Genomic DNA, 13387 nt, shown 5'->3' on the forward strand with positions numbered 1-13387 from the left:
CCGGGTTCAAGAGTTGTCCATGGAGTTTTGAACCCGGGGCCCGCCGGATCGTTCAGCGGCGTGGATACTCCAGCTGGGCGGCGACGAAGGCGGCGGTGGTGCTGCCATAGCGTGCGGCGATCTCGTCCAGCGTTTCGTCCAGCACCTGGCCGGGAGCCGCATCGCTGTCGGGGAGGGTAGATTCCCCACCTGCGGGGGCATCGGGCAGCAGCGCCAGGCCGTAACGGGTACTCACCGGACCACCGCCCACGGCCAGCACAGTGCTGCGGAAACTGCGGGCCCACGCATCGGCGCGCAATGCGAGGGTGGCTTCATCGATCCCGGGTCGTAGCGGCAGGATCAGGGTCTCGAAGCGCCAGAAGGCCAGGTAATTGGCCGCGGCCGTCAGGTAACCGCCGGGGCCGAAGGCGAATGTCTGGCTCTGGTGCTCGACGGACCAGTCCGCCAGACCGATCTCGCGTGCGAAGGCGAGCGCTTTCTCGGGACCGGCGATGGCTTCCACCAGCGCCACGGACACAGGTAAGGCGGCGCTGACGCCTGAACTGGTCAGCAGCTTGCCGTCCACCACATAGCGCCGGTCGACCTGCCAGCGGGTGTCGGGAAAGTCTGCCTCGCGCTGCGCCTTCGAATACCAGTGGCCGGTGGCCCTGCGGCCGTGGAGCAGGCCGGCGTGGCCCAGTACCAACACGCCGTCGCAGATACCGACGACGGTGGCGCCTTTGGCGGCCTGTCCGGCGACGAAGGCGGTAAGGGCGGGATCATCGCTGTGGTGCACGGCAGGCACGATCAGGTAGTCCGCCCCCTGTGGATAACGTTGTTCGAATTCGGCGGTGGTCGCCTGTGCTTCGAGCCGCAGCGCCGGCATCATCTGCAACGGCCCTTCGCGGGTGGACAGGGCGATCACTGCGGCGACCCCGGCGCGGCTGAGCAGGCCGAAGGGCACCAGGTAATCCACCAGTTCGGTCATGCGGTTCTCGCCGACCACCGCCACCAGCGGCTGTTCGCGACCGAAGCGCGGCTGGTAGGGCTGGAGTGCTTCTGCGTGGACCAGCAGGGGGAGGTAAAGGGTCAGGGCCAGCAGGAGGGCGCGCATGGGGCTTCTCCGAAAATGGGGATGAGCAGTGTGGTGTGCAGGCGAATGTCAGGAATGACAGCTATCAGTGAATATCTGCCAGCCCATCGTTCGAGTAATGCCCCATGCCGCAATCCCATCGTGTGCTGCTACTGGTCTTCCCGGACTTCCAGCTGCTGGATGCCACCGGCCCGGCGGAAGTGTTCGCCGCTGTCAGCGGGCACCTGCCGGAGGAGGCGGGGCCTGCCTATGTCCTGCAGGGCATCTCCGTCAGCGGCGGGTTGGTGCGCTCCAGCACCGGGCTGGAGCTGATGACCGAAGCCCTGCCGGAGCCGAGAAGCCTGGCGGGGTGCACGCTACTGGTGGCGGGCGGCTTTGGCGTGCAACGGGCGATGGCGCAGGGCGTGCTGGCGCGCTGGCTCAAGGACGCGGTTAACCGAACGGCCCGTTGCGGTTCAGTGTGCACCGGGGCTTTCCTGCTGGCCCAGGCCGGTTTGCTCGATGGTCGTCCGGTGGTGACCCACTGGAAGTACGCGGTGCTGCTGAAACGGCTGTTCCCGAAATTGCGGGTGCAGGAAGACGCGCTGTTCGTTCGCGACGGGTGCTTCTTCAGCTCGGCTGGGGTGACGGCCGGTATGGACCTCTGCCTGAGCCTGGTGGAGGAGGACCATGGCCGCACGGTATCGCTGCAGGTGGCCAAGGGGCTGGTGATGTACCTACGCCGGCCAGGAGGGCAGCGGCAGTTCAGCGCCGAACTGCTGGCGCAGCAGGCACCCTCGGGAGGCGTGCTGGAGAAGCTGGTCCAGTGGTTGCGCGGACGCCTGCACGAAGCATTGGACATCGAGTTGATGGCGGCGGAGATGGCGGTATCGCCGCGGACGCTTCACCGGCATTGCCAGGCGGAACTGGGGGTGACTCCCGCGAAACTGCTGTTTCAGCTGCGGCTGGAAGAGGCCTGTCGATTGCTGGAGCAGGGCGCGTCGTCACTCAAGCGTACGGCGGAGAAGAGCGGGTTCGGCAGCGAGTACAACCTGCGCCGGGCGTTCGTTCAGGCGTTGGGGATAACGCCGAGCGAGTATCGGCAGCGGTTTTGCCGGTAGGAAGGGATTCGCGAATGAATTCGCTCCCACAAGTGCGATTCAGCCTGTGGGAGCGAATTCATTCGCGATAAGGATCAACCGCGGTGACGCGCGCGGAAGAAGTCGATCAGGCCTTGGGTCGAACCATCCTCGGCTTGGGCTTCGTCCTGGCCGGTGAGGCGTGAATAGACCGCCTTGCCCAGTTCCTTGCCGAGTTCCACACCCCATTGGTCGAAGGCATTGACGCCCCAGAGCACGCTCTGCACGTAGACCTTGTGTTCGTACATGGCAATCAGCGCACCCAGGCGGCGCGGGCTGATGCGTTCCACTACCAGGGTATTGCTCGGGCGATTGCCGGGCACGACCTTGTGCGGTGCCAGGCGCTGCACTTCCTCTTCCGGCAAGCCCTTGGCGCGCAGTTCGGCCTCAGCCTCTTCACGGGACTTGCCAAGCATCAACGCCTGGCTCTGGGACAGGCAGTTGGCGAACAACCACTGGTGGTGGTCGGCCACCGGGTTGTAGCTGGATACCGGGACGATGAAGTCCGCCGGAATCAGTTGGGTGCCCTGGTGCAGCAACTGGTGATAGGCGTGCTGGCCGTTGCAGCCGACACCACCCCAGATCACAGGACCGGTGCCGGCGGTGACGGGGGTGCCGTCCTGGCGCACGCTCTTGCCGTTGGACTCCATGTCCAGTTGCTGCAGGTGGTCAGTGAAGTTACGCAGGTAGTAGTCGTAGGGCAGGATCGCGTGGCTGTGTGCGCCCCAGAAGTCGCCGTACCAGACACCGAGCAGGCCGAGGATCACCGGGATGTTGCGGTCGAACGGGGTGCTCTGGAAATGCTGGTCCATGCTGTAGGCGCCGGAGAGCAGTTCCTTGAAATTGGAGATGCCGATGGACATGGCGATCGGCAGGCCAATGGCGGACCAGAGCGAATAACGACCGCCAACCCAGTCCCACATTGGGAAGATGTTCTCTTCGCGGATGCCGAAGGCCACCGCCGCTTCCTTGTTGCTGGAAACGGCGATGAAGTGCCGGTACAGCTCCTCTTCGCTGCCGCCCTGAGCCAGGTACCAGGCACGTGCAGCCTGGGCGTTCTTCAGGGTTTCCAGGGTGCTGAAGGACTTGCTGGAGACGATGAACAATGTGGTTTGAGCGTTCAGGCGGCAGGCCAGTTCGCGGAACTCGCTGCCGTCGATGTTCGCCAGGTAGTGGCAGCGCACACCCTTCTGCGCGAAGGGCAGCAGCGCTTCGGAGACCAGTTGCGGGCCGAGGAAGGAGCCACCGATACCAATATTCACCACGTCAGTGATGGGCTTGTCGGTGTAGCCGCGCCACAGGCCGTTGTGTACGTAGCCGACCAGTTCGGTCATCTGGTGCAGAACGCGATGGACTTCCGGCATCACGTCGACGCCGTCAACCCAGACCTTGTCGCCAATGGGGCGGCGCAGTGCGGTGTGCAGCACCGGACGGCCCTCGGAGGCGTTGATCACGTCACCCCAGAACATGGCCTTGATGGCATCGCCGAGTTGGGCTTCTTCCGCCAGCTTGACCAGGAGGTCCAGGGTGTCGGCACGGATCAGGTTCTTCGAGAAGTCCAACAGCAGGCCGCAGGCGCTGTGGCTGAACTGCTTGAAACGCTCGGAGTCTTCGGCGAACGCCTGGCGCAGGCTGAAGCCGGCAAGGTCCTGGCGATGCTGGCGGAGCGCGGCCCAGGTGGGCAGTTGGGTGACATCGAGCGGCGTCAGGTGGTGATCCATGGAGTACCTGTGTGCGACTTATGAAAAAGCCCGGATAAGTCCGGGCTTCGGGTCATTCAGCTGTCCGGTCTCAGGCAACCTGTACCGGAATCGCGTTGCTGGTATGGCTGAGTTCGTTGCCCGGAGCCATGTACAGCATACGCGGTTTGAAATTGGCAAGTTCCGCTTCGCTGTAGTGAGCGTAGGCGCAGATGATCACGCGATCACCCACTTTGGCCTTGTGCGCTGCGGCGCCATTCACCGAGATCATCCGCGAGCCGTTTTCGCCGCGGATGGCGTAGGTGGTGAAACGTTCGCCGTTGTCGACGTTGTAAATCTGGATCTGTTCGTACTCGCGGATGCCGGCGAGATCGAGCCATTCACCATCAATGGCGCAGGAACCTTCGTAGTCGAGCACAGCGTGGGTGACTTCGGCGCGGTGCAGTTTGGCCTTGAGCATGATGGCGTGCATGGCTTTTCCTCGTCAGGATGCGGGCGGCGGCAGAGTTTGCCCGAACCCCCGAGGGGGTTCAAGGCTATGACGGGCGTCGATCAGGCTTGCGCTTCGAGGTTGAAGGCAAGATTGTCGATCAGACGGGTGTTACCCATGAAGGCGGCACCGAGGATCACCAACTGATGGTCCTTGTCGCCTGCGGGGCGCAGATTCAGCGCTTCGCGGACTTCCAGGTAATCCGGGCGGAAACCGGCCCTGGCCAGTTCGGCATGGCCTTCCTGCTCCAGCGCGGCGAAATCGCGGCGGCCTGCACGGATGGCGGAGGCCAGTTGCTGCAGGGTGCGGTACAGGGCAGGCGCGGCCGCGCGCTGGGCGTCATCCAGGTAACCATTGCGCGACGACAGGGCCAGGCCATCTTCGGCACGCACCGTGGGTTCGCCCATGACCTGGATCGGCATGTTCAGGTCGCGCGCCAGCTTGCGGATGACTGCCAACTGCTGGAAGTCCTTCTCGCCGAATATTGCGAGGTCAGGCTGGACCATGTTGAACAGCTTGCTGACGACGGTGGCGACGCCCTCGAAATGACCAGGGCGGCTACCGCCACAGAGACCTTCGGACACCAGTGGCACATTTACGCGAGTCTGGCCGTCCATGCCGTCCGGGTACATCTCTTCCACGTCCGGATGGAACAGCAGTTGGCAGCCAGCGGCCACCAGCTTCTCCTGGTCGGATACCAGGGTACGCGGATACTTGGCCAGGTCTTCGCTGGGTCCGAATTGCAGCGGGTTGACGAAGATGCTGGCGACCACGAAGTCGGCTCGCTGGCTGGCCTTCTCCACCAGGGCGACGTGCCCGGCGTGGAGGTTGCCCATCGTCGGCACGAAGCCGATGCGCTTGCCCTCGTTGCGTGCGCGGGCGATGGCGGCACGCAATTCGCGGACGGTCTTGACGGTGATCATGCGGAGAATCCGTGTTCGGCTGCGGGGAAAGTGACGTCCTTGACGGCCTGGACATAGGCAGTGAGCGCAGCCTGAATGCTGGTCTGACCTTCCATGAAGTTTTTCACGAACTTGGGCGCGCGGCCGGTAAGGGACAGGCCGAGCATGTCGTGCAGGACCAGTACCTGGCCATCGGTGGCGCTGCCCGCGCCGATGCCGATTACCGGGATTTTCACCGACTGGGTGATTTCGGCGGCCAGTTCGCTGGGCACGCATTCCAGTAGCAGCATGGCTGCGCCAGCCTGTTCCAGGGCCATGGCGTCGGCGCGCAGTTGGCGCGCCTGGGCTTCCTGGCGACCCTGGACCTTGTAGCCGCCGAGGATGTTGACGGCTTGCGGGGTCAGGCCCAGGTGGGCGCAGACCGGCACACCGCGCTCGGCCAATAGGCGAATGGGCTCGGCCAACCAGGCGGCGCCTTCCAGCTTGACCATGTGGGCACCGGCCTGCATCAGCGCGGCGGAATTGGCGAAGGTCTGCTCGAGGTTGGCATAGGCCATGAACGGCAGGTCGCTGATGATCAGCGCGCCCTGGTTACCGCGCTTCACGGCTGCAGTGTGATAGGCCATTTCGGTCACGCTGACCGGCAGGGTGCTGTCATGGCCTTGCAGGACCATGCCAAGGGAATCACCCACCAGCAGCACATCCACGCCGGCCTGGCAGGCGGCCTGGGCAAAAGTAGCGTCATAGGCTGTCAGCATGGCGATCTTCTCGCCTTTCAGCTTGAGCTCTTGCAGGGTGGTCAGGGTCACATCAGGCATGAAAACGTCCTCATCGGCACCGGTTTGCACCGGTGCGGGGCAACGGGACGCTTATAGTCCCGATGGGGGGGCATGAAGTCAATTGCAGGTGTTACCGACCTGTTACGGCGTTACCGCCAGGTCGGGCAGGCGCTCGAGGCCTTCGAAGGGGCAGGCGTCCAGCAGCGTTTGCAGTGGGCGCCCATCGGGCAGCTGCAGGTCGACGGCGATTTCCGCCAGGGGATAGAGCACGAAGGCGCGGGCATGCATGTGGTAGTGCGGGACCTGCAACCGCGGCTCGTCGATCCGGCGTTGGCCGAACAGGAGAATGTCCAGGTCCAGCGTGCGGGGTCCCCAGCGCTCGTCCTTGCGTACGCGCCCCTGCGCAAGCTCGATGGTTTGCAGGGCATCCAGCAGTTCCAGCGGCGCGAGTTCGGTTTCCAGGGCCGCGACGGCATTGACGTAGCGGGGCTGGTCCGGCGGGCCGAGCGGATCACTGGCATAGAGCGAGGAAACGGCAGCGAGCCGGGTGCGGGGCAGGTCGGCCAGTGCTGCGAGGGCACCACGCAGCTGGCTGACGGGTTCGGCGAGATTGCTGCCGAGGCCGATGTACACACGCTCCATGATTACTCGCTCGGAGTGCCAGGGGCGTTGTCGCTGCGCGGGCCACGACGGCGGCGGCTGCCACCGCGACGGCGACGCTGACCCGAGGGCTGCTGGTCATCCTTGGCGCTCAGCTCGCGGATCATGTTGCGGCGCTGGCTGTCGCTGGCGTCCTGGTAATCGGTCCACCAGTCGCCCAGTCCATCGGTTTGCTCACCAGCGCTTTCACGCAGCAGCAGGAAGTCGTAACCGGCACGGAAGCGCGGATTTTCCAGCAACAGGTCGGCGCGCTTGCCGCTGCGGCGTGGCAGGCGTTCCTGCATGTCCCATATCTCGCGAATCGGGATGCTGAAACGCTTGGGAATGGCGGTGCGCTGGACCTGTTCCATGATCAGGCCGTGGGCGGCTTCCTGCATTGCCGGGATCGGCGGCATGCCGCGTTCCTGCAGCTGCGCCGCACGGGCGGGCAGGGCCGGCCACAACAAAGCGGCAAAGAGGAACGCGGGGGTAACGGGTTTGTTCTGGCGGATGCGTTCGTCGGTGTTGATCAACGCCTGGCGGATCAGTCGACCGGTGTACTCGGGGTCACGTTCCAGCGCAGCGGCGCTGGCCGGGAACAGCGGGGCGAAGAGGTCGTACTCCACCAGCAGCTCGAAGGTGCGCTCGGCCTTGCCGCTGAGGAACAGCTTGAGCACTTCGTCGAACAGGCGCGCCGAGGGAATCTCGCGCAGCATCGGTGCCAGGCGGCGAATGGGCGCAGCACTGTGTTTCTCGATCTCGAAGTCCAGCTTGGCGGCGAACCGCGCGGCACGCAGCATGCGCACCGGGTCTTCCTGGTAACGCTGCTCGGGGATACCGATCAGGCGCACCAGCCGATTGCGGATGTCATGCACGCCATGGGCGTAGTCGAGGATGCGTTCGGTGGTCGGATCGTAGTAGAGCGCATTGATGGTGAAGTCACGACGCTGGGCGTCGTCTTCCAGGCTGCCGTAGACGTTGTCGCGGAGGATTCGACCGCTTTCATTGCGCGAGGCCTGGTTGCTGTCTTCCTCGTCTTCACCTTGCGGGTGGTTGGCGCGGAAGGTGGCGACTTCGATGATCTCTCGGCCGAACTGCACATGGGCCAGCTTGAAGCGACGGCCGATCACTCGCGCATTACGGAATTCGGCACGCACCTGTTCCGGGGTGGCGCTGGTGGCCACGTCGAAATCCTTGGGGCGCAGGTTCAGCAGCAGGTCGCGGACGCAGCCGCCAACGACATAGGCCTGATAACCCGCCTTCTGCAGGCGGTCTACGACCACCACGGCGTTGCGGCTGATGCCCGAGCGGTGCAGCGAGTGCTGATTATTGCCCAGTACTTCGGGTGTGCTGCGCGGATGCTGCGCGCGGCGCAGGGGAGATCGGAAAGACTGGAACAGCTTCTTCAGCATGGGATGCACTGTTTTGCGGAATGGACGGCCAGAAAAGGATATGGGCGCACGATGGCCGCGGATTCTAGCACTGGGAGGGGGGATGGAGAAGAAAAGCTCTGAAAGGAGACAAAGCTACTGGGGGAGCCGAAGCTCCCCCCCAAATTGGTGCGTGCTTTGTTTTTATTGTTTCGGGCTTGGTGTTTTTGTTGTTCGACCCGGTCCAGCAGGCACTTCACCTCTGGATATGCCCTCCAATCGAGGGTTAATAGCAAACGGATTGCTTTGGACGCTGATGGTGCCTTGATCATTCCATGACCCAACCAGTACGGGTGCTGTCTCGGGACAGTTTTATTGTTCTCGGTCTGGCTGTGGGGCGAGCCCCAAGGGCAATTCCTCTCCAAAAGAATCAGTTAGCTGCGCCTCCGCTGTTTTGTTTTTGTTGTGCTGGAGTCGATACGTCTTGTTTTTATTGTGGGGTTCAGCGTTTGTTATTGTTGTTGTGCCGGAGATAAAGCAGAAGCCGTGCCAACTTTTGAGATTCCTTGTAAATCAAGGCTTTGCGAGGATCGATGGCTGAGCGAGGGGCAAAAAAAAGCCGGGTTTTCGTTACCTTTAAACCCGGCTTTGTTACGTGATGTTAGGCGGGGTAACAGCAAACGGAACCTGTTGTGTTTCCGTACTGTCACCCTCGCCGGGTGCTCAAGGCCCGGCTGCGGCGCCCGATTTGCGGCGTGGGATACCCAGGCGCTGGCGGCGTTCCCACAGGCATTTGCGGCTGATACCCAGTTTGCGGGCCAGCTCGGTTTCAGTCATGTGATCCTGGTGCTCCAGCACGAAGTGCTGGAAGTAGTCTTCGAGCGACAGGTCTTCAGTGGGTTCGTGGGCTGTGTTGTTGGCCTGGGCTGGGGCTGCGGCTTCGTTGAAGTCCAGGTCGTCCAGGTCATCCAGTTCGATGTCGATGCCCAGCAGGTCTGCCGAGATATCCGGGCTCTCGCACAGGATCACCGCGCGCTCGATGGCGTTCTCCAGCTCACGTACGTTGCCCGGCCAGTTGTAGTGGCGGATGGCCTGTTCGGCATCCGCAGCGAAACGCAGGCTTTCGCGCCCCATCTGGGAGCACTGGCGCGCCAGGAAGGAGCGGGCGATTTCCAGAACGTCGTTACCGCGCTCGCGCAGGGCGGGCAGTTTCAGGGAGATGACGTGCAGGCGGTAATAGAGGTCCTCGCGGAACTGGCCGGTCTTGGCCAGCGTCTTGAGGTCGCGGTGGGTGGCGGCGATCAGACGCACATCGACCTTCTGCGACTGCACCGAGCCCACTCGGCGGATCTCGCCTTCCTGCAGGACGCGGAGCAGACGCGCCTGGGCTTCCAGTGGCAGTTCGCCGATTTCGTCGAGGAACAAGGTGCCACCGTCGGCAGCTTCCACCAGACCGGCACGGCCGGCGGTGGCGCCGGTGAACGCACCTTTCTCGTGGCCGAAGAGTTCCGATTCGATCAGCGTCTCCGGGATGGCCGCGCAGTTCACCGAAATCAGTGGCGCCTTGGCGCGACGGGAAAGGTTGTGCAGGGCGCGGGCCACCAGTTCCTTTCCGGTGCCGGACTCTCCCTGGATCAATACGGTGGAGTCAGTCGGGGCGACTTTGCGGATCTTGCTGTAGAGCTCGAGCATCGCCGAGCAGGAACCGATGATGCCGATCTCGCCATCGGTGTTGGCGGCTGGGGCCTTGTCGCCGCCTCGGCCCGCACTGGGGCGTTCGCTCGGGGTCGACCTGGCTTCCTGACGTTCCTTGAGGATGCGCGCGACCGCCTGGAGCATTTCGTCATGGTCGAAAGGCTTGGCGATGTAGTCCACCGCGCCCATCTTCATCGAATCCACTGCCGAGCGCAGGCTGGCGTAGCTGGTCATGATCAGCACCGGGGTGCCTTGGGCCAGCTTGATCAGTTCGGTACCGGGAGCGCCGGGCAGGCGAAGGTCGCTGACGATCAGGTCGAAACCGGGAATGCTGTAACGCTCCTGGGCTTCCTGTACGGAACCGGCCTCGCTGACTTGGTACTGGTTACGTTCCAGCAGGCGTCGCAAGGCAGAGCGAATGATGGTTTCGTCTTCGACGATCAGAATGTGTGGCATTAATTCGGCTCTCTAGACGGTCTCAGCTCACGGCGGATGTAGCTTCGACAAAACGAGGCAACGTCACCCTGATTCGGGTGCCGCGCTGGCTCTCGGAGTCGGCCGGGCTTTCGATGGTTATCTGTCCATAATGCTCTTCCACGATCGAATAGACCAGTGCAAGGCCAAGGCCGGTCCCTTTCCCTGGGTCCTTGGTGGTGAAGAAGGGTTCGAACAGGCGGTCCATGATCGCCTTCGGAATGCCGCTACCTTCGTCTTCCACGACGAGATCGACGGTGTGTTCCGAGGCTTCACTAGTCACGCGGATCGCGCTACCCACTGGGGACGCGTCGCGGGCGTTGGACAACAGGTTGATCAGGACCTGGGCGAGACGCTGCGGGTCGCCTTCGACGACGTGCTGCGGATCGCAGAGGTTGAAGAAGTTCACATCGATGCTGCGCTTGTTCAGTGACAGCAGCCCGATGGCATCCTGCGCGACCTCAGCCAGACACACCGGCTCGCTGGCCTGCTGGCGGCCACCGGCGTGGGCGAAACTCATCAGCGACTGAACGATACGCGTGACGCGCTTGGTCTGTTCGAGGATCTGGCTGCTGAGTTCCTTGATCTCGGAATCGCCTTCGCGTTCCTCGCGCAGGTTCTGCGCCAGGCAGGCGATGCCGGTGATGGGGTTGCCGATCTCGTGAGCTACGCCGGCTGCCAGGCGGCCGATGGACGCAAGGCGCTCGGAGTGCACCAGCTTGTCTTCCAGCAACTGGGTGTCGGTCACGTCTTCCACCAGCAGCACCAGTCCGCTGCTGCCAGGGGCCAGGGGTTCTTCGATCGCCGCCTTGTGCAGGTTGAGTGCACGCACCTGGCCGTCCAGGGTCAGGCGCTGTTTGTGCAGGTGCTCATCGGGCAGATTGATGAAGCCTTCCAGCAATCCTTTCCAGGGCTCGGCGATGGTGGACAGGCGCGATCCCACGACGCGCTGGGCAGGAATCTCGGTCAGTTCCTCCATGGCGCGGTTCCACATCAGGATTTCCTGGTCCTTGGCCAGCGAGCAGACGCCCATGGGCAGTTCCTGCAAGGTCTGGCGATGGTAACGGCGCAAGGCGTCCAGTTCGGCGGCCAGGCCAGTGAGGCGCGAGTGATAGTCCTCCAGCCGGCTTTCGATGAAGTGGATGTCCTCGGTCACGTAGCCTTCGCTGCCGGATTTGTAGGGCAGGAAGGTTTCCACCATGTCCTGGGCAACGCTCGGGCCCATCAGGCCGGAGAGGTTGGCTTCGATGCGGTCACGCAGGCGGCGCAGGGCATAGGGACGGCGTTCGTCGAAGGGCAAGTGCAGGTCGCGTAGCGCCTGTTCCACTTCCTTCTGTGCCGTCTTGGCGCCCAGGGGCTTGGCCAGCTGGCTGGCGAATTCCTGCGGCGAGCTGGCCACCAGTTCGCGGCGTTGCGGGCGGCGTACGTTGTCCACGGTGCAGGCTTCGGCGGCGCTGCGTTCTTCGGGGCTGGCTTCGGTGAAGAGCGAGACCAGGGTGAAGATCAGCACGTTGGCTGCCAGGGAGGCGATGGCTGCGATGTGCCAGCTGGTGTCGTCGAGCACGTAGATGGCGTTGAACAGCGGCAGGTAGACGCCCTGCAGGTTGCCCACCAGCGGCAGCAGCATGGCGAACAGCCAGACGATGAAGCCCGCCAGCAGGCCCGCGATGAAGCCGCGGCGGTTGGCCGTCGGCCAATAGAGCACCGACAGCGCGCCGGGGAGGAATTGCAGGGTGGCGACGAAGGCGACGATGCCGAGGTTGGAGAGGTCCTGCTCGGCGCCCAGCAGCAGGTAGAAACCGTAGCCGCCCATGATGATGAAGGCGATCAGCGCGCGGCGGGTCCACTTCAGCCAGCGATAGATGTTGCCTTCGGCCGGTGGCTGGTAGAGCGGCAGCACCAGGTGGTTCAGGGCCATGCCGGAGAGCGCCAGGGTCAGCACGATGATCAGGCCACTGGCAGCGGACAGGCCCCCGACATAGGCGAGCAAGGCCAGCACCGGATTGTCGACCGCAATACCGAGGCCGAGCGTGAAGTACTCAGGGTTGGTGGTGGCGCCCAGCTTGAGGCCGGCCCAGAGAATCAGCGGAATGGCCAGGCTCATCAACAGCAGGAACAGGGGCAGGCCCCAGCTCGCGCTGACCATGGCGCGTGGGTTGAGATTCTCGGTGAAGGTCATGTGGTACATGTGCGGCATGACGATCGCCGATGCGAAGAACACCAGCAGCAGCGTGCGCCACGGACCTTCCTGCAAAGGCGTGTGCAGGGTGGAGAGGGCGGCCTGGTTCTGCAGTAGCCACAGCTCCAGTTCGCGTGGGCCGCCGAATACGCCGTAGAGGGCATAGAAGCCGATACCGCCCAGGGCCACCAGCTTGACCACCGATTCGAAGGCGATGGCGAACACCAGGCCGGCGTGCTTCTCGCGGGTGGCGATATGGCGTGCGCCGAAGAGGATGGTGAACAGCGTGATCAGGGCGCAGAAGCTGAAAGCGACGCGGTTGTGCACCGGCTCGCGGGTGAGGATGCCGATCGAGTCGGCCACGGCCTGGATCTGCAGCGCCAGTAGCGGCAGCACGCCGATGATCATGATCACCGTGGTCAGCGCGCCGGCCCAGGTGCTGCGGAAGCGGAAGGCGAAGAGGTCCGCCAGGGATGACAGCTGGTAGGTGCGCGTGATGCGCAGGATCGGATAGAGCAACACGGGCGCCAGCAGGAATGCGCCCGACACGCCCAGGTAGCTGGCGAGGAAACCATAGCCGTACTGATAGGCCAGTCCGACGGTGCCGTAGAAGGCCCAGGCGCTGGCGTACACGCCCAGGGACAGGGTGTAGGTCAGCGGGTGGCGGATGATCCAGCGCGGGACGAAGCCCCGGTCACTGAGCCAGGCCACGCCGAACAGGGCCAGAAGATAGGCAGCGCTGATCAGGATCAGCTGGGTGAGGCTAAAGCTCATCAGCATCGCGTTGACTCTGCAGAATGAAGGTCACCACGATCAGGATCAGCCACAGCAGGTAGGGGCGGTACCAGGCGCCGTTGGGGTCGATCCACCAATCCATGATGGCGGGGGAGAACAGGTAGATTCCCACCACCAGGAGCAGGACCAGTCGATAGATGTACATGCCGCAATTCTCGTCGTGTCTGCCGCGAT

At 63.6% G+C, this 13387-nt stretch carries 11 protein-coding genes; 1 reads left to right on the forward strand and 10 read right to left on the reverse strand.

Features of this window, described 5'->3' with window-relative positions; all coding sequences use genetic code 11:
• Positions 1-52: 52 nt before the first annotated feature.
• Entirely contained in the window at positions 53-1093 is a 1041-nt protein-coding gene (locus E8E95_RS11310) for a DJ-1/PfpI family protein (protein WP_280350047.1), read from the reverse strand.
• A gap of 104 nt (positions 1094-1197) precedes the next feature.
• Here E8E95_RS11310 and E8E95_RS11315 point away from each other — a divergent pair, with 104 nt between their 5' ends.
• Positions 1198-2172 (forward strand): helix-turn-helix domain-containing protein, encoded by a 975-nt coding sequence (locus tag E8E95_RS11315; RefSeq protein WP_280350049.1) that lies wholly within the window; start codon positions 1198-1200, stop codon positions 2170-2172.
• 74 nt (positions 2173-2246) lie between these two features.
• On the opposite strand, the gene pgi is transcribed toward E8E95_RS11315, so the two are convergent.
• From pgi to E8E95_RS11360, 9 genes are all read right to left on the reverse strand, one after another.
• A complete protein-coding gene (pgi, locus tag E8E95_RS11320; RefSeq protein WP_280350051.1) occupies positions 2247-3911 on the reverse strand; it encodes a glucose-6-phosphate isomerase in 1665 nt (554 codons plus the stop codon).
• A gap of 70 nt (positions 3912-3981) precedes the next feature.
• The gene (gene panD / locus E8E95_RS11325; RefSeq protein WP_003457244.1) at positions 3982-4362 is read right to left on the reverse strand and encodes an aspartate 1-decarboxylase; all 381 of its coding nucleotides are present in this window, start codon (positions 4360-4362) and stop codon (positions 3982-3984) included.
• A gap of 80 nt (positions 4363-4442) precedes the next feature.
• Positions 4443-5303, reverse strand: a complete 861-nt coding sequence (gene panC, locus E8E95_RS11330) for a pantoate--beta-alanine ligase (RefSeq protein WP_280350053.1) — start codon at positions 5301-5303, stop codon at positions 4443-4445.
• The gene (gene panB, locus E8E95_RS11335) at positions 5300-6100 is read right to left on the reverse strand and encodes a 3-methyl-2-oxobutanoate hydroxymethyltransferase (RefSeq protein ID WP_280350055.1); all 801 of its coding nucleotides are present in this window, start codon (positions 6098-6100) and stop codon (positions 5300-5302) included. The genes panC and panB overlap by 4 nt, the downstream gene beginning before the upstream one ends.
• Before the next feature lie 102 nt (positions 6101-6202).
• Positions 6203-6703, reverse strand: coding sequence for a 2-amino-4-hydroxy-6-hydroxymethyldihydropteridine diphosphokinase (gene folK / locus E8E95_RS11340; RefSeq protein ID WP_280350057.1), 501 nt, complete (start codon positions 6701-6703; stop codon positions 6203-6205).
• Between the two features lie 2 nt (positions 6704-6705).
• Positions 6706-8112, reverse strand: a complete 1407-nt coding sequence (locus tag E8E95_RS11345; protein ID WP_280350059.1) for a polynucleotide adenylyltransferase PcnB — start codon at positions 8110-8112, stop codon at positions 6706-6708.
• Between the two features lie 681 nt (positions 8113-8793).
• Positions 8794-10221, reverse strand: a complete 1428-nt coding sequence (locus tag E8E95_RS11350; RefSeq protein ID WP_280350061.1) for a sigma-54 dependent transcriptional regulator — start codon at positions 10219-10221, stop codon at positions 8794-8796.
• Positions 10222-10243: 22 nt separating this feature from the next.
• A complete protein-coding gene (locus E8E95_RS11355) occupies positions 10244-13198 on the reverse strand; it encodes a sensor histidine kinase (protein ID WP_280350063.1) in 2955 nt (984 codons plus the stop codon).
• Positions 13182-13358 (reverse strand): hypothetical protein, encoded by a 177-nt coding sequence (locus E8E95_RS11360; RefSeq protein WP_003095129.1) that lies wholly within the window; start codon positions 13356-13358, stop codon positions 13182-13184. The genes E8E95_RS11355 and E8E95_RS11360 overlap by 17 nt, the downstream gene beginning before the upstream one ends.
• Between the last annotated feature and the right edge of the window lie 29 nt (positions 13359-13387).

This window comes from Pseudomonas sp. BN414, from assembly GCF_029871275.1.
Classification (GTDB): Bacteria; Pseudomonadota; Gammaproteobacteria; order Pseudomonadales; family Pseudomonadaceae; genus Metapseudomonas; species Metapseudomonas resinovorans_C.

Excerpts from the sequence above, each read along its gene's own strand:
- E8E95_RS11310 (WP_280350047.1), bottom strand. The coding sequence starts at position 1,093 with ATGCGCGCCCTCCTGCTGGCCCTGACCCTTTACCTCCCCCTGCTGGTC.
- E8E95_RS11315 (WP_280350049.1), top strand. The coding sequence starts at position 1,198 with ATGCCGCAATCCCATCGTGTGCTGCTACTGGTCTTCCCGGACTTCCAG.
- pgi (WP_280350051.1), bottom strand. The coding sequence starts at position 3,911 with ATGGATCACCACCTGACGCCGCTCGATGTCACCCAACTGCCCACCTGG.
- panD (WP_003457244.1), bottom strand. The coding sequence starts at position 4,362 with ATGCACGCCATCATGCTCAAGGCCAAACTGCACCGCGCCGAAGTCACC.
- panC (WP_280350053.1), bottom strand. The coding sequence starts at position 5,303 with ATGATCACCGTCAAGACCGTCCGCGAATTGCGTGCCGCCATCGCCCGC.
- panB (WP_280350055.1), bottom strand. The coding sequence starts at position 6,100 with ATGCCTGATGTGACCCTGACCACCCTGCAAGAGCTCAAGCTGAAAGGC.
- folK (WP_280350057.1), bottom strand. The coding sequence starts at position 6,703 with ATGGAGCGTGTGTACATCGGCCTCGGCAGCAATCTCGCCGAACCCGTC.
- E8E95_RS11345 (WP_280350059.1), bottom strand. The coding sequence starts at position 8,112 with ATGCTGAAGAAGCTGTTCCAGTCTTTCCGATCTCCCCTGCGCCGCGCG.
- E8E95_RS11350 (WP_280350061.1), bottom strand. The coding sequence starts at position 10,221 with ATGCCACACATTCTGATCGTCGAAGACGAAACCATCATTCGCTCTGCC.
- E8E95_RS11355 (WP_280350063.1), bottom strand. The coding sequence starts at position 13,198 with ATGCTGATGAGCTTTAGCCTCACCCAGCTGATCCTGATCAGCGCTGCC.
- E8E95_RS11360 (WP_003095129.1), bottom strand. The coding sequence starts at position 13,358 with ATGTACATCTATCGACTGGTCCTGCTCCTGGTGGTGGGAATCTACCTG.